The sequence below is a fragment of the Caulifigura coniformis genome, assembly GCF_007745175.1.
Classification (GTDB): domain Bacteria; phylum Planctomycetota; class Planctomycetia; order Planctomycetales; family Planctomycetaceae; genus Caulifigura; species Caulifigura coniformis.
Map to the genome: position 1 here is coordinate 2,508,574 of NZ_CP036271.1, position 22,663 is coordinate 2,531,236.

At 63.6% G+C, this 22,663-nt stretch carries 18 protein-coding genes; 9 read left to right on the plus strand and 9 right to left on the minus strand.

Features of this window, described 5'->3' with window-relative positions; translation table 11 throughout:
- Window positions 1–66 precede the first annotated feature (66 nt).
- The 4 genes from Pan44_RS09940 to Pan44_RS09955 form a co-directional block, all read right to left on the minus strand.
- Complete coding sequence (locus Pan44_RS09940; RefSeq protein WP_145029690.1) at window positions 67–921, minus strand: NAD(+)/NADH kinase; 855 nt, start codon at window positions 919–921, stop codon at window positions 67–69.
- A 137-nt stretch (window positions 922–1,058) separates the two neighbouring features.
- A complete protein-coding gene (locus Pan44_RS09945) occupies window positions 1,059–2,807 on the minus strand; it encodes an arylsulfatase (RefSeq protein WP_197453988.1) in 1,749 nt (582 codons plus the stop codon).
- Between the two features lie 324 nt (window positions 2,808–3,131).
- Window positions 3,132–4,148 (minus strand): DUF1559 domain-containing protein, encoded by a 1,017-nt coding sequence (locus tag Pan44_RS09950; protein WP_145029694.1) that lies wholly within the window; start codon window positions 4,146–4,148, stop codon window positions 3,132–3,134.
- Between the two features lie 680 nt (window positions 4,149–4,828).
- Entirely contained in the window at window positions 4,829–6,013 is a 1,185-nt protein-coding gene (locus tag Pan44_RS09955) for a type IV pilus twitching motility protein PilT (RefSeq protein ID WP_145029696.1), read from the minus strand.
- 339 nt (window positions 6,014–6,352) lie between these two features.
- On the opposite strand from Pan44_RS09955, the gene Pan44_RS09960 reads away from it, so the two are divergent.
- Window positions 6,353–6,766, plus strand: a complete 414-nt coding sequence (locus Pan44_RS09960) for a hypothetical protein (RefSeq protein WP_145029699.1) — start codon at window positions 6,353–6,355, stop codon at window positions 6,764–6,766.
- A 104-nt stretch (window positions 6,767–6,870) separates the two neighbouring features.
- Here the strand turns inward: Pan44_RS09960 and Pan44_RS09965 are convergent, their stop codons facing one another.
- Window positions 6,871–8,319 (minus strand): hypothetical protein, encoded by a 1,449-nt coding sequence (locus Pan44_RS09965; RefSeq protein WP_145029701.1) that lies wholly within the window; start codon window positions 8,317–8,319, stop codon window positions 6,871–6,873.
- Window positions 8,320–8,767: 448 nt separating this feature from the next.
- On the opposite strand from Pan44_RS09965, the gene Pan44_RS09970 reads away from it, so the two are divergent.
- The 7 genes from Pan44_RS09970 (at window position 8,768) to Pan44_RS10000 (ending at window position 17,501) form a co-directional block, all read left to right on the plus strand.
- The gene (locus Pan44_RS09970) at window positions 8,768–9,514 is read left to right on the plus strand and encodes a hypothetical protein (protein ID WP_145029703.1); all 747 of its coding nucleotides are present in this window, start codon (window positions 8,768–8,770) and stop codon (window positions 9,512–9,514) included.
- A 36-nt stretch (window positions 9,515–9,550) separates the two neighbouring features.
- Window positions 9,551–10,411 (plus strand): lipase family protein, encoded by an 861-nt coding sequence (locus Pan44_RS09975; RefSeq protein WP_145029705.1) that lies wholly within the window; start codon window positions 9,551–9,553, stop codon window positions 10,409–10,411.
- Between the two features lie 482 nt (window positions 10,412–10,893).
- A complete protein-coding gene (locus Pan44_RS27840) occupies window positions 10,894–11,304 on the plus strand; it encodes a metal-sulfur cluster assembly factor (RefSeq protein WP_231754270.1) in 411 nt (136 codons plus the stop codon).
- Between the two features lie 15 nt (window positions 11,305–11,319).
- Window positions 11,320–11,739: a DUF7919 family protein gene (locus Pan44_RS09985; protein ID WP_145029707.1), complete on the plus strand. Its 420-nt coding sequence runs from the start codon at window positions 11,320–11,322 to the stop codon at window positions 11,737–11,739.
- Complete coding sequence (gene murD, locus Pan44_RS09990; protein WP_145029709.1) at window positions 11,736–13,226, plus strand: UDP-N-acetylmuramoyl-L-alanine--D-glutamate ligase; 1,491 nt, start codon at window positions 11,736–11,738, stop codon at window positions 13,224–13,226. The genes Pan44_RS09985 and murD overlap by 4 nt, the downstream gene beginning before the upstream one ends.
- A gap of 303 nt (window positions 13,227–13,529) precedes the next feature.
- Window positions 13,530–16,019 carry a PSD1 and planctomycete cytochrome C domain-containing protein gene (locus Pan44_RS09995; RefSeq protein ID WP_145029711.1) on the plus strand — a complete coding sequence of 830 codons (2,490 nt, stop codon included), beginning with the start codon at window positions 13,530–13,532 and terminating at the stop codon, window positions 16,017–16,019.
- Between the two features lie 66 nt (window positions 16,020–16,085).
- Entirely contained in the window at window positions 16,086–17,501 is a 1,416-nt protein-coding gene (locus Pan44_RS10000) for a DUF1501 domain-containing protein (protein ID WP_145029713.1), read from the plus strand.
- Here Pan44_RS10000 and Pan44_RS10005 read toward each other — a convergent pair.
- Both Pan44_RS10005 and Pan44_RS10010 read right to left on the minus strand, forming a co-directional pair.
- The gene (locus tag Pan44_RS10005) at window positions 17,491–18,963 is read right to left on the minus strand and encodes a sulfatase family protein (RefSeq protein WP_197453990.1); all 1,473 of its coding nucleotides are present in this window, start codon (window positions 18,961–18,963) and stop codon (window positions 17,491–17,493) included. The genes Pan44_RS10000 and Pan44_RS10005 overlap by 11 nt on opposite strands.
- Window positions 18,964–19,018: 55 nt before the next feature.
- Window positions 19,019–19,459 (minus strand): DnaJ family domain-containing protein, encoded by a 441-nt coding sequence (locus tag Pan44_RS10010; RefSeq protein ID WP_197453991.1) that lies wholly within the window; start codon window positions 19,457–19,459, stop codon window positions 19,019–19,021.
- Between the two features lie 138 nt (window positions 19,460–19,597).
- On the opposite strand from Pan44_RS10010, the gene Pan44_RS10015 reads away from it, so the two are divergent.
- A complete protein-coding gene (locus Pan44_RS10015) occupies window positions 19,598–20,197 on the plus strand; it encodes a nucleotidyltransferase family protein (protein WP_145029717.1) in 600 nt (199 codons plus the stop codon).
- Window positions 20,198–20,264: 67 nt separating this feature from the next.
- On the opposite strand, the gene Pan44_RS10020 is transcribed toward Pan44_RS10015, so the two are convergent.
- Together Pan44_RS10020 and Pan44_RS10025 are read right to left on the minus strand one after the other, a co-directional pair.
- On the minus strand, window positions 20,265–21,233 hold the full coding sequence (locus Pan44_RS10020) for an SMI1/KNR4 family protein (RefSeq protein ID WP_145029719.1): 969 nt from the start codon (window positions 21,231–21,233) through the stop codon (window positions 20,265–20,267).
- Window positions 21,234–21,489: 256 nt separating this feature from the next.
- A complete protein-coding gene (locus tag Pan44_RS10025) occupies window positions 21,490–22,572 on the minus strand; it encodes a redoxin domain-containing protein (RefSeq protein ID WP_197453992.1) in 1,083 nt (360 codons plus the stop codon).
- Window positions 22,573–22,663 lie beyond the last annotated feature (91 nt).

The following is a 22,663-nucleotide window of genomic DNA, read 5'->3' on the forward strand; positions in this document are numbered from 1 at the left end:
CCGCCGATTGTCGCGGTCCCCGTCGCAACAACAACCCGCCCATTCCTACCCACTACCCACTACCCACTACCTCTGATACCTCGCCTGCCCCCCCCAGCCGAGCTTGCGGTGCAGGGCATTGTAAAAACTGTGCCCCGGCAGCCGGGCCAGCAGGAACGAAACCGGCGCCTTGCGGATCGTCACGCGGTCCCCCGACTGGAACGGCGTCTTGATCTGCCCGTCCACCACCAGCGTCACCCCCTCCTGGGCCTCCGGCATCGACAGCTCATACACGTGATCCGCATGTTCCACGATCGGCCGGATCGTCAGCGCGTGCGGGCAGATCGGCGTGATCACGAACGCCTGCAGGTTCTGCGCAAGGATCGGCCCCCCCGCCGACAGACTGTGTGCCGTCGATCCCACCGGCGTACTGACGATGATTCCATCGCCGCTGATCGTCGTCACCCGTTCGTCGTCAATCGCCAGATCGACGTCGAGCATCGACAGCGAGCCCCCCGCCATCAGGGCCGTTTCATTCAGCCCCAGGTAACTCGCGGTCTCGCCGTTCGCCCGCCGATGCTCGGTAATGAACATCAGGTGCTCGACCACATGAAACCGGCGAGCCTCGATTTGCGGCAGCGCCTTCTCCAGCTCCTCTGGCATCACGTCCGCGAGAAACCCGAGCCGCCCGAGGTTCACCCCCAGGATCGGCAGCTGGTGCTCGCCGAACTGTCGGCACGAACGCAGGATCGCCCCGTCGCCCCCCAGCACGATCGCCAGATCGACATCCAGCCCTTCCGAGCAGCAGTCGTCGCTCGTCGCGACATCGACGATCTCGATCGCGGCCCGCTTCCGCAACTGCGGCTCAATGACGCGCAGCGCGTTCTGGACGCGATCAGTCTGATCACGGGCGATCACAAGAACGCGGACGGGTGCAGCCATCGAAGCAGCATAGCAGCGGCCCGGGCGGAAACGGAGCGGCCGCCATCGAGATGGCGGCCCGGCAAAAATTCACCACATTCGGCCTTCTTGCTGCACGGAAACCCGCGACAGCGTCCTTCCGAGCGGTGGCGAATCGTTCAGCGTCGATGCACGTTGACGTAGTAAGCTCCTGCGATCTCCTGGCCGGCGGCGTCGAGAAGCATGGTCCGAAGTTGGGTTCGCCCGGCGGGCAAGGTCAGCGTGAACTCGACGGCCTCGTCCTCCGCTGCGACCTTTTTCTCGTCACTCTGGTCGCCGACGACGATGCGGGCTGAGGCAACTGGCAAAGCGACGCCGGCTGGGAATACTCCAGCGGTGTTCTTCTCTTCCGGTTTTCCCGCAGTGATCGGTCCCGGCGCTTCGGCGGGCCAGCGCCTCAGCGTGAAGCGATACTCTCCGGCCTGGGCCGCTTCGACGTTCCAGCCGCCGTTTCGCCGCAAGCCCTCACGGACCTGCTTCCCCTGATCGAGGAAAGAGTCTTCCCAATCAGCGGGCGAGAGCAGGACTGGGTTCTCGGCTTCGGAACCGATGATGAGCGCTTCGCGCTGATTGAGGCCCGGTTCAATCCCGTCCCACCATTTTCGATAGGCCGTTCGCAGCCTGTCGACGACATCCGGATGCTGGCTGAGAACATTCCGGGACTGCCGCGGATCTGATCGCAGGTCATACAACTCCCGATCCGACACGAGTCTCCAGGGACCGTGCAGGACACACGCATCACCGAAGCGGGGCGCGGGGATGTCCATCCGGCTGTATTGAATGACGAGCGTACGATCGGGCAGGGGCGTGTCCGATCCCCGAAGTTGCGAGGCCAGGCTGAGGCCATCGAACTTCGTAGTGGTGGACACGTCACACAAGTCCAGCAGCGTCGGAAGTAGATCCTGAACCTCGCACAGGCTCGCGAGGTCGCCCGGCGGCCTGAGCGCTCCGTCCGGCCAGCGGATGAAACAGGGGACGCGATGGCCCCCTTCATAAAGCTGGACTTTGCCGCCGCGCATTCCGGCGTTGAACACGGAAAGTCCCGCTCCGCCGCCATTGTCTGTCAGGAACACGAGCAGCGTGTTCTGCTTGAGGCCGGACTCGGTCAGGAACGTCTCCAGGCGTCCCATGTTGTCGTCGATATTGGCCAGCATTCCGAAGAAGCCAGCCACCATCTCTTTCTGGTCTGCGTAGGGCTGGCGATCCTCCGCGCGGGCGTACCAGGGGCCGTGGGGCGCGTTCGTCGCGAGGTAACAGAAGAACGGGGCCCCGGCTTCGGCGGAACGCTTCATCCACTGCATCGCTTCGCGAAAGAAAACATCGGTGCAGTAGCCCTCGTACTTCTCGCGGACTCCATTGTGCGAATAGACGTCATCGAAGTAGTCGTTGGAGAAGAAATCGGGCGCGGAGCCGACGTGCGACGAGGGGAAGAAAACCGTCTCCTGAAACCCACGATCCTGCGGCCGATAGGGATAGGTGTCTCCCAGATGCCACTTGCCGAACTGACCGGTTCGATATCCGGCCTGCGTAAACAGGTCTCCGGCGGTCGGGAATTTCAGCCGCAGCATCGTCCGGCCGCTGGACACGTTCATCGCGCCGTTGCGCAGGCAGTCGACACCCGTCATCAGCTGGCCGCGTGTCGGTGTACACATTGGGGCGACGTGAAAGTCCGTCAGCCGGATGCTCTCCCCGTGAAGGCGGTCGAGGTGCGGAGTCTTCAGAACGGGATTGCCGTGACACGAGAAGTCGCCGTAACCCTGGTCATCGGTCATGACCACGATGACGTTGGGCCGATCTGCCCGGACATCGCCCGCTCCGAAGAACGCCGCGCACTGCACAGCGAAGAAGAGGGCCAATCGTTGCGGCATTGGCATCAGTAATCCTGAAACTGCGATTCGGAATCATTCCGGGAACAACGGGAAGGTCAGCATGACCCGGCGATCATTGCTTGCGTTTGGGCCTGGGCGCCGGTGCTGATGGCGGGGGAGGAAGTTCGCCGGCTTTGGGGAGTTCGTCTTCGGTGACGACCCGAGTAGGCACGTTCTCGTTCGTAACCCCGCCGCATCCCGCGGCCTGCAGGGATGCTCCGCTGACCACAATGGCCGTTAACAGACCTCTCGGGCGCGACATCATGAAGTTCTCGCTGCGAAAGTGAACGCGACAACGGTCAAGGAGATTTCAGCGAAGGTCGCTCAGAACTGGCCGACGACATGGCCGTCGCGAATGAAGCTCGTGAGACAGAGCGTGATCCAGTCCGTATTTTCGCTGATAAATCGGACGGAACCGTCTCCCAACCCGAAGTGTGCTCCACCGGTGTGCTGGCTTGAATACGTCCAGCCGAAATGCCCCTGCGACGCCGTGGGGGGCGTCAGACACGGCCCCGCTTTCTGGTTGATCTTCCCCAGGCATTCGTACACGCTCCCGGGTTGCGCGAACGTAATCCCGTAGAGTGCCTGCTGCTTCCCCTGACCCCAGACGGCGATATAGGCGGGGTTGTGCTTGGTCAGGCTGGACTCGCCAACGATCAGGGTATTACTGGTCCCATCGGTAAAGTCCCGAATCCGGGCCGACGCGTTATTGCCGAACGCTCCATTGACCGGCACGACGCGACCGTCCTGCAGGGTTCCATTCACCGTCGCGCCGGTCCACGTCGTGTTGAACTCGCTTGTTCCGCCGGATGCCAGCAGATAGGTGATTGGAGCGGCTTCGGTCGCGGCATAGGGGCCGGCCGCCAGTGTCATGCGGGTCACCGGACTGGCCGACGGGCAGAGAAACGCCGGGATGAGCTGACTCGTGACGGGACGATTCACGACCGGATCGCCCCACACCGCCAAAGGCGCGCTGCCGGTATGCTGGGCGTTGTTCGACGCCACGGCCGCGTTGAACTGGTTATACAGATTGGCCTGCTCAAGATACGGCAGCACAAGAGTCCAGGCAGTGTGGTTCAACACATGCGACTGTCCTGCTGGTTGCGCCCACATACTGGCGGCAATGCCGTTGTGAATCATCCCGGGCGGAAGCATGCCATGCACATCCATGTAGTTGTGCATGGCCAGACCGATCTGCTTGAGATTGTTCTTGCACTGGGTGCGGCGGGCCGCTTCGCGGGCCTGCTGCACCGCCGGCAACAGCAGCGCGATCAGGATGGCGATGATCGCAATGACCACCAGCAGTTCGATCAAGGTGAACGCGCGTCGGAGTGGTTTCATCGCCTGGGCTCCCGTGGGAACAGCACTGAGTGCAAGTGATCAAGGCAGAAACAAATCGCTGCGGCCGGACTGTCGATCCTCATCGACGTCCTCAAACCAGCTTAAGCCCGTCTCAACGCTCGCCGCAACACGGATAGCCGTGTCGGCGGCGTGGCATCGCAACCACTGTGTGAGCCCATCGTCACTGCGAGCGTTTGCCGGCCCCGAGAGAGGCGATGGACCTCGGTGGCAGCCTTTGAATGGAATGCGCGTCGGTGTCGCCCCTTCGGGGTTCACCGATCACCCTCTCGCTGCTCTGCTACGCCGCAGTTGTTGGGTCCACTTCTTCGCAGACTCCTTCTCCTGACCCGGAGTTTCAGCCGGCCCATTCAGCCTCATGTTCAAGAGTTCGAGCTGAATTCTGCCACAGTGTTCGCCGCGAAGATGAGCTGCCAGCAACCTTTTCTCTTCGCGATACTTCTTCCAGAAAGCCAGCCACTGAGTTCGCCGAGTTGCCGGCGGAACGCGCATCTTCCACGGCAATTGCTCGCACGGATCACCGCAAACAAGGCAGTTCAGATTTCGAACGGACTGACTGCGCCGCCACGTTTTCCCGCAGGGGACACACACCCAGGTGCGATTGCTCATGTCGAAACTCGAGACGTCGCTCCATGGTTCCGTAATGCTCGATGATCGCCGACCTACAGAATCGCCGGCCCTTTCACCTGGATTCCCTTGATCATCATCTTCAGCTCTTCCACGTTCGGGCTCACTTCAAACGCCGTCGCCCGACTGATGTACTCCTTCATCACGAACCCGTAGATCGAGTCGTTGAACAGCTGCATCCCTTCTTCTTTGCCGATGCGGATCGCGGCGATCAGCTTTTCGTCCGCCCCTTCGAGGATCAGCTTCCTCACGATGCCGTTGAACCGCATGATCTCGAGGATCGGCACGCGCTTCGGCTTGTCAACGATCGTCGGCAGCAGCTTCTGCGCGATGATCGCCTTCATGTTGAACGCCAGCGACCCGCGGATCGCCTGGTGCATGTCGTTCGGGAACAGGTCGAGAATACGACCGACCGTCGACGGTGCCGACGACGCGTGAATCGTACCGAACACCAGGTGTCCCGTTTCGGCCGCGTGAATGGCCGTTTCGAACGTGTCGCGGTCGCGCAACTCGCCGACGAGGATGATGTCGGGGTCCTGACGCACGGCATGCTTCATCGCCACATGGAAGTCGATGACGTCCATGCCCAGCTCGCGCTGGTTGATCAGCGCCTTGTCCTGCTTGTAGATGAATTCGATCGGGTCTTCGATCGTCAGGATGTGCACGCGCTCGGTGCGGTTGATCAGGTCCAGCATCGACGCAATCGTCGTCGACTTGCCAGAACCGGTGACGCCTGCCAGCAGCACCATCCCCTGCTCGTACTTGGTGAGGTCTTCCATCACCGGCGGCAGGTACAGCCCTTCGAAGTTCGGAATCGTCCGCTCGATTTTACGGGCGACCATGCCGGGGATGCCGAGCTGCTTGTACAGGTTCACGCGGAACCGCCACTTGTCCCCTTCGTATTCGACGATGTGCGCGAGGTCGGCCCCGCCTTCGTTCTCGAAGATGATTTTCTGCCGCTCATCCATGATCTCGTAGAACATGTTGTACATCTGTTCTTCCGTGATCGGCGGCATCTGCAGTTCGCGCAGGGTGCCGCGGATGCGGAGGATCGGCGGCTTGTTCGTCTGCAGGTGAAGGTCGGAGCCCTCGAACTTGATCTGCGCGCGGAACAGCTTGTTGATTTCCGGGTCGGGACGATCCCCGGAGGTCATCATGACCTTCGGCGGACCCTTCGACTGCGTCGGCATCGGGGCGGCGGGGGCTTTGGCGCCAGACATGCACCAGACTCCAGAAATGGCGAACGACAGGAACGATCAGACGAAACCCGGAAAGCGACAGGAGCGACCGCTGGAAATTCCCGGAACTCGACGCGAGTGACGATACCAGAAGGATTCGCCGATGACGAAGGAAAAGCAATGGACCCCGGCCGCGGAATCGCCGTCCGGCCACCGGCAGCAATCTGCCGTAAGTTCTTCACAAATCACGCGTTCCCTCGTCCCTGTCAGCGGAACCCGCCCCCTCCCGTCGCCTCGGCCCGCCGCAAAGTCGGATTGCCGCGGATCGCCGGATCGCGTTAAAAGCCCGACATTCCGATGTTCCGGCAAGGATGCCTCCCCATGTTTTCCCCCGAAGCCAATGCCATCCGCCGTGGGCTGACCGGTGTCGTGCTCTGCCTCGGCGCGGGTGGGCTCACGTATCACCTCGCCAGTTGGTACGGAACCGACGACCCCATCACGCTGGCCGTCGCCGTCATCCTCGCTGAACTCTTCCTGGGAGCCTGCATTTTCCTGGGCCTGTTTATCACCACCCGCATCTCGGACACGATGGTGTTCGGCCCCGTCCACGAAGTGCAGCCGCAAGGCGCTCCCACCGTCTGGGCCCCTCGGCAACCCGCCCAGATGACCCCCACCGATCGCAAACTGCAGCTCTACCTGCGGCGCGTGATGTACGAGTGCGATGCCTCAAAGACCGCCAAAACCGGAGAGCGCAAACGCGTGCTCAACGAAGGCCCGATGCTGAAACGCGCCTGACCTCCGTTCTCGACGCTGCCAGCGTCGAACCTCCGACACAAAAACAGACAAGCCCGCGCACCCGCGCGGGCTTGTCTGCGTTTCAACGCGAATCGGAAGCTCGATCAGGCGCTCTTCGCCGGAATCGGGTCGCCTGCCGGAGCCGCCTCTTCAGCAGCCGGAGCATCCTTCTTCTGCGGAACCGAACCCTCTTCCATCGGCTTCAGCGAAGGAAGGTCGCCACCGGCCGGAGTTTCCGGAACCGGGCGGGCCGTGCTCTGCTCGTAGGTGCTGGTGGGCGAGCCACCCGCCGGCGAGGTCTGCTCCGGAATGCCGTTCTGGGGAGTCTCCGAGCCGGACGGTCCGCAGTTGTTGCAGACCTGTCCGCCGCACTCCTGCACCGGCACCATCCGGCACACTTCGTAAGCCACCTGCCGCGGGGTGCACTTGGCAACCATGCGGGTGTAGGTCACCGGTTCCTGGCGGGTGACGCACTTCGCAACCTTGCGGGTCACCTGGAAAGGCACCTGCTTCGCGACACAGTACGGGACTTTCTGGGTCTGGACTTCCGTCACCATCTGGCACGTATGGACCGGCACCTTGCGGGTCATCTGCTCGGTCACCATCCGGCACACCTGGTAAGGAATCCGCTGCGTCACCGTGCGGCACGTCATCCGGCAGACGCGATGCGGAATCGTCTCCGTCACCTGGCGGGCGACCGTCCGGCACACCTGCACCGGGCAGTTCTCCACGATCTGCTGCGGCACAACCCGACACACCTGCACCGGGCAGCTCTGACGAACCACCTGCGGCTGGTAGGTGGTGCAGGGAATCTGCTGGGCGACGATCTGCGGACACCACTGCCGACGACAGGTCGTGAAGCCCGGAGCCTGCACCATGCACATCCGCGGCACGCCGCAGGCGTCGATCGTGCAACGCGGCACCATCGGGCCCGGGTGGTAATACTGCTGCTGCACCCACCGACCGCAGTCGCGCTGCACCGTGCGGTACGTCGTCACCGGCTGCATCACGGTGTAGCAACGCTCCTGGTTGATCGTTTCCGTCACCTGGCGGTAAACGGTCCGGCACACCTGGCGATTGATCGTTTCCGTCACCGGCTCATACACCGTCCGGCACACCTGCTGGTTGACCGTCTCCCACACCGGCTCCTGCACCTGGTAGTTGCATTCGCGGTACTGCGTTTCGGTCACCGGCCGCTGGACGCAATACGTCTCATCGCGGTAGGTCGTCTGCGTCACCGGACGGCACGTCTGGTACTGCACGTCGCGGTACGCCGTCTCGTACTCCGTCCGGTAGCACGTCTCGGCCACATCTTCGTACACGGTGTCAGCCACCGTCTTCATGCACGTCACCTGCTCGGGGACATAGCACGTTTCATACACCGTGCGGTACTGGGTTTCCCGCTCGATCTTGCACGCGGTGTAGCACGCCGTCGGCTGACACGATGTCACCGGACAGCAGCTGTAATTGGCCGCGCCGCAACAATATGCGGCCTGGGCCTGGGAAGCGGCTGAGCAGACCAATGCTGCAGCCAGTGCGAGTACGCGATTCATCGAAAAGTCTCCTGAGACCAGGTGCCTCAATGCGGCTACTTCGTGCGCGTCCCGTCGCAGTCAGCTCGTGAGAGATGATCCTGCCACGGAAGTCCGCGCCATTCAAATCAAAACGGACGGTGAATCCGGAAAAACCGCTCCGTCGCCACGATGGCGCCCGGCACATCCTTCTGAGACACCCCAAGTGGCAACCCCGACGCAAATTCGCAGGTCACCGCATTCAACCTAGCGTGGCGATGCGACGACGCGGCCCGTGTCAAACTCGGAAGCGATTTGCAGGCGTTGATTTCCGGCAGCATCTCGCAGGGCCGGCAGAGTTTTCCCAGACCTCGGCCATACATCCGTTGCAGAGCGCATCCTTGCCATGCGCGACACCGCACGTTGAACTTTCCTTCACGGGTCGGCCAGTTGGACTCAAGTCCACGCTCGTTCGTCGCACTGAGGAACCATGTCGGATTTCGCCCTCGAAGTCATTCTCTACGCCGGACTCCTGCTGGCGGCACTCGGCATCGTCTGGCTGCTCGTCACGGCCTTTCGCCGGAGCGCGAAACGCGGACTGGCCGTCACGCTCATTCCTCCGCTCGCCCTCTGGCACGTCTGGAACGCCTGGCCGAAAACCCGCGGCCCGGCCCTGCTCACCGTGATCGGACTCTCGGCCGCGCTCTTCCCCATGGCTTACACACGGTTGAAACCGATCGATCTTGGAGAACGAGTCCGGATCGTCGACGGTGAAAAGCACGTCACCCTCACCGGCTGGGATCGTCCGAACTACGCCGCGATCGCGCAGCATCCCGATTGCGTCGTCCTGCAGATGGCCAATCCCGACGTCGATGACAAGGCGCTCCACCACGTTGCGAAACTCGAGTCACTGAAAGAACTCGATCTCGATGGAACCGCGATTTCTGATCGCGGACTCAAAGACCTGTCGTCCCTTGTGAAGCTGGAACGGCTGCGCATCTCACGCACGAAGATCAGCGACACCGGCTTTCGGGAGTCCATCGCGACGCTCCCGGCCCTGAAACAGCTCTGGTGCCCGGAAACGGAGATCTCGAAGGCGGCGCTCAATGAATGGAAGGCCGCCGGAGAAGGGCGAAGGTTCATCGGTGGCCGCGATGCCGCTCCCGCTGTGGACGCGTCGGCCCCAACTCCGGACGCCTCGAGTCCCCCCGCAGAAGCCACCAGTTCGAGTATGTGACGCGACCCTCCGACCCGCACTCACGGACATCCTCCCATGCCTCTGACCCTCGACGTCTCCGCCACGACGAAAACCAAGGGCAACGCCGCCTGGTTCGCCACCGCCTGCGACCTCGCCTATCTCCCCGAAACCGAAGGCGTCCCGAAATTCAGGGAACTGCTCAACGTCGATGCGAAGCTCGTGAGCGTCGACAACACCCAGTGCTATGTGTGCACATCTCCCACGGCCATCGTCTGCGCCTTCCGCGGATCGGAATGTCCGAACTCGCTCGATGGATTCAAGGACTGGCTCCTGACCAACGCCCGTAACTTCCTCGTCTTGCCGGAGGGCAGGGCAGGGACCGACTTCGCCGCCGCAGGCGTCGGCGCGCGATTCCACCGCGGCTTCATCGAAGCGCTCGGCGAAATCTGGGATCCCTTCTTCAAGGCCGTCGATGCGGAGTTCAGCAAACAGGAACGACCTGTCTTCGTCACGGGCCACAGCCTCGGCGGCGGACTCGCCGTCCTCGCCGCCTGGCGGCTCCAGCGCCAGATGATCCCTGTCCAGCAGGTCTACACCTTCGGCGCGCCGATGACCGGCAACACTGCCGCCGCCGAAGCCTTCGCGAAAGAGTTTCCCAACCGAATCTACCGCTTTGTCGACTATCGCGACATGGTCCCGAAACTCCCGACCGTCAGCCTCCTGAGCAACGAGTACGGACACTGCCTGACCGAAGTCCTCCTCGGAGACGATGCGGCCGCAGACGGCGCGCAGGGAACTCTCGGCTCGATCGCCTCCCGGACTACCGACCAGGTCCTGTCACTCACGATCATGGACGAAATCTGGAACCACCTGCAGTCCGGCATCTCGGCCCACCTGATGGGCAGCTATCTCAAGGAGATCGACTCGCAGGCCTGACGCGGTCGTCATCTCGCTCCACTTTGCGCGCAACTCCCCGCGTAGGGTGGAGGAAACATGAATCCGATCGCCGCAGACACCGTCACACGCCAAACCGTCGCCGGCCAGCGTACTCCCGCGTTCCAGGCCTCTAGCCCGAGGCGCAACGCCGTTGGACCTTGCGGGCGCCACGTGGCGCCCGCATGGGCCGCGCGCATCCCAGTCCGGAATCACCCGGGGAGGAAGGGCAACAACAACGCACCGCCCCCCGACCCCGTCATCCTTGGGGTCCATGGAATCCTTGCCCCGGAAACGCAGGTTTGACGACGATCCCGATGGGCAAGAACCCCGCATTCCCGGTGAATCCACATCGCCGGGTCGTCGAGCCGGAACTTGCCTGTACAATGGGTCGACCGCGTCACAACACGGGGTCCGCACCCCATCCGCCTCGGAGAATCGTCCTCCGGGCATCTTCTTCCTTCGCCAGTCACCCTCGTCCGCCGATGTCGTCCGACCTTCCCACGCTGCCCGACGTCCCGTGCCCCGTTCCCGCCACCCCGGAACCGGCCGCGGCCGCTGAGGCGCCCGCCGAACCGAAAACCTACGACGGCCCGCCGCCCGACGAAACGGCCATGATCGAGGCGCTCAAGGAAGTCATCGACCCCGAACTGATGATCAACATCGTCGACCTCGGCCTGGTCTACACCATCACGCTCGATGAGCGCCAGGTGCACGTCGACATGACCCTCACCAGCCCCGCCTGCCCGGCCGGACCGCAGATCGTCCAGCAGTCCAAGATGGCGCTCGAACGACTCGGCGGCATCGAGAAGGCGAATATCCGGCTCGTCATGAGCCCCCCCTGGTCCCCCGCGCGGATGACCGACGAAGCCCGCGACATCCTCGGCATCTTCTGAAAGCGGGCATCCTGAATGTACGTCCCTGACCTCACGCCCTACGCGGAATACGACCGGCCCAACCACCGCATCTTCCACGTCGGCTGGATCGAAAAAAACGAGCCCTTCGAGACCGAGGAACCGCCTGAAGGCGTCATCGAAATGCTGAAGCGGCAGCTGCCGTTTCGAGTCCTCCGCACCCGCGGCTGGTTCAAGTGCCGTATGTGCCGCCGCGGAGAATACCTGCAGTTGGACGAGTACAAACAGACGCTGGGCGGCGCGGAGATCTGGATCGAAAATGGTCAGGTCACCTACGCCTGCCCGGACATGATCATCCACTACATCGAAGACCATCACTACAAGCCCCCGGCCGCGTTCTACACGGCCCTCAAGATCGTCGACAGAAAAGGCCGGCGGCCCAAGGTTCCGAAAAAGAACTCGGACCTGACGTCGTGAGCCCCCCGTCGAGCCCTTCGCCGCGCGACCTTCGCGGACGCCGCGTGACCGTGATGGGCCTCGGCGCCTTCGGCGGCGGAGAAGGGGTCGTCCGCTTCCTCTGTGAACGCGGAGCGCGCGTCACCGTCACTGACCTCAAATCCGAGGTCGACCTCGCCGCGACGCTGGCGAGGCTTGATGGCTGTCCCATCGAGTCGCTCCACCTCGGCGGACATCGGGAAGAAGACTTTCGCGATGCCGACCTCGTCGTCGTGAATCCCGCAGTCCCGCGACCCAACCGCTTCCTCGAAATGGCCAGCGCGGCGGGCGTGGAACTGACCAGCGAGATGAACCTGTTCATCGAGCACAACCGGGCCGCGGTCGCTGCGGTGACCGGGAGTATCGGCAAGTCCACGACGACGGCGCTCCTCGAACGCATGCTCGCCGCCGCCGGCATGACAACCCGGCTCGGAGGAAACATTGGTCGCAGTCTCCTCTCCGAAGTCGAGGAGATTCGCCCGCAGGACCTCGTCGTCCTCGAACTGAGCAGCTTCCAGCTCGCCGACCTCGACCGGATCCGGTTTCGGCCGGACGTCGCCGTCGTGACGAACCTTCGCCCCAATCATCTCGACTGGCATCGCGACCTCGACGACTACCGCTGTGCCAAGCAGACAGTCCTGCGCTGGCAGCGGGTCGACGATCTTGCGGTCCTGAACGCGGACGACGCCGACGTGTCGCGCTGGTCGACGCGGGGAGCGGTCCACTGGTTCGGAACTCATCAGGTCGCCGCCGAACTGCCGGCGGAAGATTTCGCGGAAGACGACTTCGACGTCGAGTCCCCCCTCCCATCGGACTCCGAGCCGGCGCGCGAAGGCTGCTTCGTCCACGACATGACGCTCGTCACGTCGCGGTTCTCAATCGATCTTCGGGACGGCTTCGCGCTGCCAGGCCGGCATCACGCGCGGAACGCCGCCGCCGCCTGCGCCGCGGCAATGGCAATGGGCGCCGGCGACACGGCGATCCGCGCGGCCCTGCGCGATTTCCAGGGACTGCCGCACCGGCTTCAGCCCTTGGGAACCTTTCACGGCCGACGCTTCTTCGACGACAGCAAAGCCACGACCCCCGAAGCGGCGATGGCCGCGCTGGAGGCGTTCGAAGAACCCGTCGTGCTGCTCGCCGGCGGCTACGACAAACACGTCGACCTGGGCCCGTTCTCCGAGGCGATCGCGCACAAGGTGAAGTCGGTCGTGCTCATGGGACAAACCGCGTCCGAGCTCGAACGACGAATCCGCGAATGCCTGGAAACAGGGAAGGGGGGCCGACTGCGACGCGACAGAATTAACGTGGCGGCAGACTTCGACTCGGCCTGCGCCACGGCCTTCGCGGAGTCGTCCCCGGGGGACGCCGTTGTGCTTTCCCCGGGATGCGCAAGCTACGGCTGGTTTAACAATTACGTGGAACGGGGAGAGGCGTTCGCGCAGGCCGTCTCCCGCTGGGCCGCTGGCTGATGGCCGCGGGAGTCTGCCCATTGCCCCGTTTCCCCAATCGCGGAAGTGCGCAGCGGCGCGTCCCACTCTGCGCAATTCGGCCGGTTCCAGCTGTGCACGGCCGCATTTCCGCGTAAACTCAAAGGGTGTGGAAAGTTGCCGCGCAGCCGCCTGAAATGACCGTCTCTGCTCAACGGTCATTCGAGGAGCAGGTAGGCGATGGGCAGGACGCCAGCTTTGGCCAACTTCTGATCAACTCCTGCCTTCTGCATTGCCGGCCAGCCTGGCCGACAATGTCCCGCCTCAAGGACACGACATCGAACCATGCGCCCTTCGCTGTCTGTGATTGCCGCATTCCTCGCCCTCGCCCCGGTCGCTCTGTCGGCGGCCGACAAGCCCATCGACTTCAACCGCGACGTCCGGCCGATCCTCAGTGACAAGTGCTTCCACTGTCACGGCCCCGATGCCCATTCGCGTGAGGCCGAGCTGCGACTCGACGTCGAAGCGGACGCCAAGCGCGACCGCGACGGCTCGTTCGTTATCAATTCCGCGAAGCCCGAAGCCAGTCTTTTGATCGAGCGGATCGTCAGCACGGACGACGACCGGATGCCCCCGCCGGAGCTCGACAAGCAGCTCACCCCAGCCGAAATCGCCATTCTCAAACGATGGGTCGCCGAGGGGGCGGTCTACAAACAGGCCTGGGCCTACGAGAAGCCAGCGCGACATGAAGCCCCCGCGGTGAAGGACCAGGCGTGGTCGACCCACTGGATCGATCGTTTCGTTCTGGCCCGGCTTGAAGAAGAAGGACTCACTCCAGCACCCGACACCGATCGGGTCACGCTGATCCGCCGACTCACATTCGATCTCACCGGGCTCCCGCCGACGCCGGCGGAGGTCGAGGCCTTCGTGAACGACCCGGCGTACGATGCGCTTGAGAAACTTGTCGATCGCCTGCTCGCGTCGGACGAGTGCGGCGAGCGACTCGCTGCCTACTGGCTCGACCTTGTTCGCTTCGCCGACACCGTCGGCTACCACGGCGATCAGGACCACAATGCGTCGCTCTACCGCGACTACGTGATCGATGCCTTCATCGCCAACATGCCGTTCGACCGGTTCTCTCGCGAGCAGCTTGCCGGCGACTACCTCGACAATCAGACCGACGACCAGAAGATCGCGACCGCCTATAACCGGCTGCTGCAGACGACGCACGAAGGAGGCCTGCAGGCCAAAGAGTATCTGGCGGTCTATGGCGCTGATCGAGTGAGGAACATCTCCGGTGTCTGGTTCGGCGCGACGATCGGATGCGCCCAGTGCCACGACCACAAGTTCGATCCGTACACCGCGAAAGACTTCTACTCCCTGCAGGCGTTCTTCGCCGACATCGACGACGAGCGGCACTTCAAGGAGGGAACCAACACGCTCCCCGCCCGTCGCGCGCCGGAGATTCCCTTGCTTTCGCGCCGCGAAAGGCAGGCGCTCAACAAGCTCGAATCACAGCAGCGCAAGATTGTCGAACAGCTCGCCCGGCTCGGTCCTTCGCCGAAGGAACTCGCCGAGAAAGCAGCCCAGGAAGTCATCGCCGGTTCCGAAAAGACCTCGCCCGCTTCGGCCGAAGGGCAGGCCGCGGAAGATCCTGAAACGGCCGCGAAACGCGCCGCTCTCGACAGGCAACTCGCCCGGCTCGAGAAGTCGATCAAGAGGCTCAACGATTCCACCCGGACGGTGATGATCACGCTGCACAAAGAGCCGCGGATCACCAGGCTCCTCCCGCGCGGCAACTGGCTCGACGATTCGGGCCCCGAGACCCCGCCGGCGATTCCCGAGTTCATGGGAACGATTGGTTCCGAAAACCACCGTCCGACACGCCTCGATCTCGTCAACTGGCTGTTCGACGCGGAGAAAGGGAATGGCCTTCTCACCGCGCGCGTCTTCTCGAACCGGTTCTGGTATCTCGCATTCGGCGACGGCCTCAGTCGGTCGCTCGAAGACTTCGGAGGACAAGGGGAGCCTCCAAGCCACCCGGAACTTCTCGACCGCCTGGCTTTTGAGTTCGTCGAGAGCGGCTGGGATGTCCGCCACATGCTGAAGCTCATGGTGATGAGCCGGACCTACCGGCAGTCATCGCGAGCCTCAAAGGAACTGCTCCAACGCGACCCCGAAAACCGGCTGCTGGCTCGACAGGCGCGGTTCCGCATTCCGGCAGAAGCCGTCCGCGACACCGCCCTCGACCTCAGCGGCCTTCTCGTCCAGAAAGTCGGCGGCCCCAGCGTGAAGCCCTATCAGCCGGCCGGCTATTACCGTCACCTGAACTTCCCAACCCGCGAATACAAATCGGACACGGAGACTGCAAAGCAGTGGCGACGCGGCGTCTATGTCCACTGGCAGCGCCAGTTCCTGCACCCGATGATGAAGGCCTTCGATGCGCCGACGCGGGAAGAGTGCACGGTCAAACGTCCTCGCTCCAATACGCCAATCGCTTCACTCGTGCTCCTGAACGACCCCACGTTCGTCGAAGCCGCCCGCGCCTTCGCTGTCCGCATCATGAAGCAGGGAGGCTCGACTCCCGACGAACGGATCGCGTTCGCGTTCCGCCTGGCAACCTCCCGACATCCCGATGATGTCGAGGCGAAGCTTCTCCGCGACCTCTTCGCGACCTCACTGAAAGAAGCCCAGGCCGATCCCGATCGCGCTGAGGAAATCCTGGCGGTCGGCCTCGCGAAGCGGCCCGGGAACATGGATGAGGTTGAAGAAGCGGCCTGGACGACAGTCGCCCGGGCGATCCTGAATCTTGGTGAGACGTACCAGAGAAACTAGCTCCCGTTCGACGGCGTCGCCGGCGCCATGTCGAATCACCAGCACTGCGAGTCGCGTGAACGAACCATGAGCCTCTTCAATTCCGCCCTTGCCCGCCGTCAGTTCCTGTCGACCACCGGCGTCGGCTTCGGAGCCGCCGCCCTCTCGAGCCTCATCGCCCGCGACTCCCAGGCCCATGCGCCAGGCCGGTCCGGCCTCCCGCATTTCCCCGCGACGATCAAGCGGGTGATCTACCTGTATATGTCCGGCGGGCCATCGCAGTTCGAATCGTTCGACTACAAGCCCGAGATGGAACGCCTCGACGGGCAGCCAATGCCCGAGTCGTTCACCAAAGGACAGCCCATCGCCCAGCTTCAGGGGAAGGAGCTGAAAGTCCAGGGCCCGATGACGAAGTTCAAACAGTACGGCGAATCGGGCCAGTGGGTCAGCGACTTCTTCCCCTGGCAGCAGAAGCTCGCGGACGACATCTGCGTCATCCGCTCGATGCACACCGACCAGATCAATCACGACCCGGCCAACACCTTCATCAACACGGGCACCGCCATCAGCGGACGCCCCTCGATGGGGGCGTGGATCAATTACGGACTCGGCTCCGAGTGCGAGGACCTCCCCGGCTTCGTTGTCATGACGAGCGTCGGCGGCCGCAATCCCCAGCCGATCGCCGCCCGGCAGTGGGACGCTGGCTTTCTCCCCAGCCGGTTTTCGGGAGTCGAGTTCAACTCCGCCGGCGACCCGGTCCACTACATCTCCAATCCCCCCGGCGTGACGAACGCCCAGCAGCGGCGTCTCGTCGATGCCGTCAACGCGCTCGACCGCCGCCGCAATGAGACAGTGACCAATCCCGAGCTCGAAACCCGCATCGCCAACTACGAAACGGCCTTCCGGATGCAGGCATCGGTCCCCGAGCTGATGGACATGTCCGGGGAGCCGCAGCACATCCTCGACATGTACGGCTGCAAGCCGGGCGACGGATCGTTCGCCTCGAACTGCCTCCTCGCCCGCAAGCTGGCCGAGCGCGGAGTCCGGTTCATCCAGCTCTATCACCGCGGGTGGGACCATCACGACGGCATCGAGAAGTACATGGACATCTGCTGCCGACTGACCGACCAGCCAACCTACGCACTGATCCACGACCTCAAGCAGCGCGGCATGCTCGATGACACCCTCGTCATCTGGGGCGGCGAATTCGGTCGAACCCCGATGTCGCAAACAAGCAAAGGCGCCCCCGGCCGGGATCACCACATGCGCTGCTTCACCAGCTGGATGGCGGGGGGCGGCATCAAGGGCGGGCTCAGCTACGGGCAGTCCGACATCCTCGGCTACTTCCCCGCCGAGAACCCCGTCCACGTCCGCGACATGCACGCCACAATGCTGCACATGTTCGGCATAGACCACGAGCGGTTCACGATCAAGCACCAGGGTCTCGACCTGAAACTCACCGGTGTCGAAAAAGCCCACGTCCTGAAAGACATCATGGCTTGAACAGCTCGATCGGGACGTCGTTCGTCCGGTCCGGCCCCGGCGTGCTTCTCCCCCGCGCCCTGTAGTCCTCGAGCAGCTTCGTCAGCCGCATGACCACGTCCGGGTTCGCAGCCTCGACGTTGTGCTGTTCGCCAGGGTCGGTATCGAGGCGATAGAGCTGCGGCGATTCCGCATCGCCGCCCTTGCTCCACCCGCCGCTCCCCGCGCACAGGCACAGCTTCCACGATCCCTGCCGGATCGCGAAGCGACCCGAAATGCTGTGATGCACGACCGCTTCGTGCACCGGTGCAGTCGCTTTCCCAAGCAGGACGGGGAGGATGCTGACACTGTCCTCGCCCGCCTCAGGAGGGAGCGTCGCTCCGATCAGTTCGGCACACGTCGCCATCAGGTCACTGTGACAGATCAGCTGATCGGATCTCGAACCGGCCGCGATCCGTCCCGGCCAGCGGACAAAGAACGGCACGCGGTGACCTCCCTCCCAGATGTCCGCCTTGTAACCGCGGAACCCGGCGCTCGCGAAGTGGCCTGCCTGCTCAAGCTGGTTCGTCTTCGCTGCTGGTGAGCAGCCGTTGTCGGACGTGAAAACCACCAGCGTGCTGTCCGCCAGCCCGGCGTCATCGAGCGCTGTCAGCACCTGGCCGACGACGGCATCGGTCTGCATCACGAAGTCGGCGTAGCTCCCGAGCGGGCTCTTCCCCTGCCACTCCGGCGCCGGGACGATCGGCGTGTGGGGCGACGTCAGCGGCAGGTACAGGAAGAACGGCGTTCCGGCGCGACTGTCCGCGGCCCGGTCGTCGATGTACTGAACCGCCCGCGCGGCGAGCCGCGGGAGCATGTCCACAGGTTCGAGAGATTCAATCACGCGGTCGTTCTCGACCAGCGCCTTCATCGTGCGGGCGTTCGAGCACCCCCAGAACAGGTCGAACCCGCGCGTGGTCGGCCCGCCCACGATCTTCGATCCGACCGGCGGCGTGTTTTCGGCGGCCTTCGCTTTCTTCCCTCTCGCCGGTGAAGATCCGGCGTCAGCTGGACGCTCGGACAGGTAGCCCAGGTGCCACTTGCCCAGACAGGCGGTGGTGTATCCGTGTTGCTTGAGGAGCTGGGGAACGGTCAGCCGCTCCGACACGATCAGCGGCTCATCGTCTCCGCCATCAAGAACGCCCTGCTGCAGCCGCGTCCTCCAGGCATACCGCCCTGTGAGGAGGCCGTACCGTGTCGGAGTGCAGACGGCCGATCCGCTGTGGGAGTCGGTGAATGTCATCCCCTGCGACGCCAAGCGATCCAGGTGCGGAGTTGCGATCATCCCCCGCTCCGGGTTCAGGCACTGCACGTCCCCGTACCCGAGGTCGTCCGCGATGATGTAGATGATGTTCGGCTTCTCGGCCGCGATTGCGCGAGCGGCAATCGCCTGCAGCACAATGACAATCAGGGCGAGAAGGGACGCCGATGTTCTCGAGCGCACGGGCAGACTCCTCGAAGAGACCTGTTCGAGAATACCGACATCGCCCCGAGATGCGTTACTCAGCGGACGGTGGAAGGGCCCCGCCCGAGGGCGCCTTCCATCGGGCAACCGCCTCATCGACATCCACCGGCAGCACGACCACCGCCGGCCCCGGATGTGGGGACGCGATCGCCTCCCGGACCTGCTGGTTCACCTTCTCCAGCCGGCGTCGCACTTCTGCTTCACTTCCGATCCGCGGCAACTCTGCCAGCGTGCGTTCCAGTTCCCGGCGCGCCTCGAGGATTGGTGGCACGATCGAGAGACCCTCATCCTTCAGCTTCTGCCTGATCCACCAGTCATCATCGGGTGGATCATCGATCCCTGGAATCGGCTTGCCGGCGCCAGCGAGGTTGTCGAACTGGCCCGCGTCCATCGCCTCACGAATGCGGCGTTCGGCGAAGCTCTCCCAGCTCATGCCGGCAGGCTTGCGATTCGGCAGTGGCGGAGTCGTCGACATGCCTCGATCGTAAACCCACCCGTTCCACGTGCAACCCCCGCCGGAGTTCCGCCTTCAGTCGGCGCTCATGCAGCGAACACCATCACCTCGCGACAAACTCGCATTGCCCCCCGCCGCGCGATCGTGAACACTCACATCATGCCCGTCGTTCTCAAAGACTTCTCCTGGGACAGGATGATCGCCGCCGTGGACGCCGTTCGCGAACGCGCCCGCCGAGCTTCGGCCGCGCTCACTCAATCGTCCGTGCCCCACTCAATCATCGGCGGCCACGCGGTCGCCTCCTGGGTTGCCCGTGTCGATGCAGAGGCCGTCCGCAACACGGCCGACGTCGACCTGCTCATCCGCCGCGAAGATCTCGATCGCACAATCGCCGCGCTGAGCAGCGCCGGATTCGTCCACCACAATGTGAACGGGATCGACCTCTTTCTGGATGGACCGACCGGCTCGGTGCGGAGCGGAGTGCACGTCGTGTTCGCCCGGGAGAGAGTTTTCAGCGACTACCCGACGGAGACGCCGGATGTGACCGAGGCTGAACCGGGCCCGGAGTTCCCCGTGCCGACGCTCGAGGCCCTCGTCCGGATGAAGCTCACGTCATTTCGACTGAAGGACAAAGTCCACGTCCTCGACCTCATCGGGGTCGGCCTGGTCGATGAATCCTGGCTGAACCAACTGCCGCCGCCGCTGGTACCGCGACTGAAGGAACTTCTCGAATCGCCCGATCGAGAACGCACCCATTGAGCAGTGGCGTTCAACCCCGCCGCTCAAGGTTTCACGTGCAACGGCGCCTTGCCCCCGCGCCCCGCCCTCACTCAATCCGGCCCTTCACATACTTGTCGATCTTCATCCCTTCCTTCTGCCGTTCCTTGATTCTCCATTCGCCGTCCACGTGCTCCAGGACCCAGCGATGTTTGTACTTTCTCTCCCGATCCCATCGTTTGGCCCGGAGCGTGTAGACATACGCCTTCGCTCCCTTGATTTCCGTGCGAACGAACTCGTCCCGGTTGTCGGGTGCGAAGTCGTCGCTGCCAATCGTCATGTCCGAAAACTTCGCACCGGTCGTCAGTCGTTCCCAGAGAGCCTTCTTGAACTTCTTGCAGTCCCGCCAGGCATCAGACTCGAAGCCACTGAATTCGCGGGGAAGATCGGGATCATCCATCTCCTTGAAGACAGACTGCACCAGCTTCCAGTTCTCCTCCCAGAACTCTTCGAGCGTCTGCTCAGGCGTCCGCGTCGGCAGGATGGTGGGGGGTTTGCTCCGCTTCTTCTTCTCAGGAGGCTGGTAGTTGATTGCCGTCCGGCTGCTCGCGTTGAACGGCTCGAATTCGAGAGGTCCGACATCCGGGTTCAACTTGCAGTCGACGCAACACCACTTGAGCAGGTCCCACAGCGACCCGTCGACCACCGAGACGGACTCTTCCTCCCGTGGCAACACATACAGCCGACCGGGCCGCTTGGGGTGAAAGCAGAACTCGTCACCGTCCAGCGTGTCCGCAAACCGGATGCACTCCCCCGCCCGCTTCGGGGACAGCTTCCGCTCGCCCCAGAACCAGTACGCATCGATCCGGTCCCGCCACTCCTGAAGTGAGTTAGCGATCTCCCACGGCGGAAAGACCCTGACGAAAACGGAGAGCGCCCCCTCGCCGAACCGCGTGATGTATTCGCGATAGCCCTCGGGAAATGTGACGCCCAGAACCCGCTCGGCCTCGTCGACATCCGCGACCGAAACCTCCTGCAGCGGTTTCCCTTCAACAACAGAAATCTCGTCGATCGTCATCGTTCACCCCCGCCTACGATTGAGCCGGGTCGCCTGCGACCCGCCGCTCACTGTATCGAGTGCAACAGTCGAATCCTCTCAACCATCGGTGGGTCCCTCGGCGACAGGTCCCAGGCCCAACGGCTATCGAGCAGGACAAGATCGTTCGGCCGATACTCGTACTCGTCCACGACCTCGAGGCGCCCGCCTGCGATCAGCCGACCCGCTTCACCGCGATGCGACGCCTCTGCGTGCGGCCCCACGTCACGCCCTCAACTCAAGGAGCCGGCTCGGTCAGGAGTTCTTCGATGTGCTTCCGCATCTGGGCTTCGCCCGTCTGCCCCTGCCAGTTCAGCTCGCCCGTCCAGTAGAAGCGGAGCCGTCCGGCCTTGTCGACGAGGTACACGCTTGGCCACATCGAGTTGCCCCACGCATCCCAGTTCTTCGAGTCCACGTCGATGAGCACCGGGAACTCGAACTTCTCCTCGGCCGCCTTCCTCTTCACAGCCTCGATGTCCCGTTCGGCCTTGGTCTCGGGAGTGTGAATCCCGACGATCACCAGATCCTGCCCCCGGTATCGCGACTGCCAGTCGAGGTAGGCGGGGTAGTTGTGAATGCAGTTGATGCACCCGAACGCATAGAAATGGACGGCCACGACCTTGCCGCGGAGGCTGCTGGAGGCGAGTCCCTCACTGTTGGCCCACTGGCCTGAGTCGATGAGGTCAGGGACCCGGAAGGCGGGCCGGCCCAGGCGGGTCACATCGAAGGCCTCCCCCAGCATCCTCGTCCAGCCGTCGCGCTGGGCCTGGGTCAGGCGGTCGAGCACCTTCCGCTGCTCGCCGATCTTGAGCGTTCGCAGCCGGCCCTCAAGCTGCTTTTGCGGCGTCTTCTCCTCTTTGGCCTTGGCCGCCGCGCGCTGCAGGCTCTCCCGGGTTTCCGAAACAATGGCCCGGATCTTCTCCTTCTGGCTGTCGGTCAGCTTGAGGACCGGCTCCATCTCCGGCTGCAGAAACGAGTCGGTCCCCAGCCGGCGCAGTTCGACTTCCCGCAGCCGTGTCTCCTGACGCTCGTCGAGAACCTCTTTCAGCTCCTCCCGTGCTTCGGCCACCAGGGCCGCGAACGTCGGCCGGCTGACCTCCGGCTTCTGGTTGCGCAGCGGGAAGAACCGCAGGTCCCAGCCATCGCGCATCGTCGTGAATCGTGACTGCTGCTCGGCCGAGAGCTTGAGTTCCTCGACGACCGCCGGCTCGTGCAGCAGCACCCAGAAGGCCTCGATGCGCGGATCGGGCTCGTCGGAGAAAACGGGACCAGCGAGAGCGACCAGCAGAACAGCCGCGAAAGTGCAGCAGGGCAGTCTCATGAATCGCCTTCCGGAACCAGAGCTACAACCCGCGACCAGGCCGGGCACGACCAGGCCGCCGCAAGCGACGTCGCCCTTCACGGTATCCGAG

Bases quoted from the DNA above. Each gene is read 5' to 3' on its own strand.
- Pan44_RS09940 (WP_145029690.1), bottom strand. From the start codon at position 921: ATGGCTGCACCCGTCCGCGTTCTTGTGATCGCCCGTGATCAGACTGAT.
- Pan44_RS09945 (WP_197453988.1), bottom strand. From the start codon at position 2,807: ATGCCGCAACGATTGGCCCTCTTCTTCGCTGTGCAGTGCGCGGCGTTC.
- Pan44_RS09950 (WP_145029694.1), bottom strand. From the start codon at position 4,148: ATGAAACCACTCCGACGCGCGTTCACCTTGATCGAACTGCTGGTGGTC.
- Pan44_RS09955 (WP_145029696.1), bottom strand. From the start codon at position 6,013: ATGTCTGGCGCCAAAGCCCCCGCCGCCCCGATGCCGACGCAGTCGAAG.
- Pan44_RS09960 (WP_145029699.1), top strand. From the start codon at position 6,353: ATGTTTTCCCCCGAAGCCAATGCCATCCGCCGTGGGCTGACCGGTGTC.
- Pan44_RS09965 (WP_145029701.1), bottom strand. From the start codon at position 8,319: ATGAATCGCGTACTCGCACTGGCTGCAGCATTGGTCTGCTCAGCCGCT.
- Pan44_RS09970 (WP_145029703.1), top strand. From the start codon at position 8,768: ATGTCGGATTTCGCCCTCGAAGTCATTCTCTACGCCGGACTCCTGCTG.
- Pan44_RS09975 (WP_145029705.1), top strand. From the start codon at position 9,551: ATGCCTCTGACCCTCGACGTCTCCGCCACGACGAAAACCAAGGGCAAC.
- Pan44_RS27840 (WP_231754270.1), top strand. From the start codon at position 10,894: ATGTCGTCCGACCTTCCCACGCTGCCCGACGTCCCGTGCCCCGTTCCC.
- Pan44_RS09985 (WP_145029707.1), top strand. From the start codon at position 11,320: ATGTACGTCCCTGACCTCACGCCCTACGCGGAATACGACCGGCCCAAC.
- Pan44_RS09995 (WP_145029711.1), top strand. From the start codon at position 13,530: ATGCGCCCTTCGCTGTCTGTGATTGCCGCATTCCTCGCCCTCGCCCCG.
- Pan44_RS10000 (WP_145029713.1), top strand. From the start codon at position 16,086: ATGAGCCTCTTCAATTCCGCCCTTGCCCGCCGTCAGTTCCTGTCGACC.
- Pan44_RS10010 (WP_197453991.1), bottom strand. From the start codon at position 19,459: ATGTCGACGACTCCGCCACTGCCGAATCGCAAGCCTGCCGGCATGAGC.
- Pan44_RS10015 (WP_145029717.1), top strand. From the start codon at position 19,598: ATGCCCGTCGTTCTCAAAGACTTCTCCTGGGACAGGATGATCGCCGCC.
- Pan44_RS10020 (WP_145029719.1), bottom strand. From the start codon at position 21,233: ATGACGATCGACGAGATTTCTGTTGTTGAAGGGAAACCGCTGCAGGAG.
- Pan44_RS10025 (WP_197453992.1), bottom strand. From the start codon at position 22,572: ATGAGACTGCCCTGCTGCACTTTCGCGGCTGTTCTGCTGGTCGCTCTC.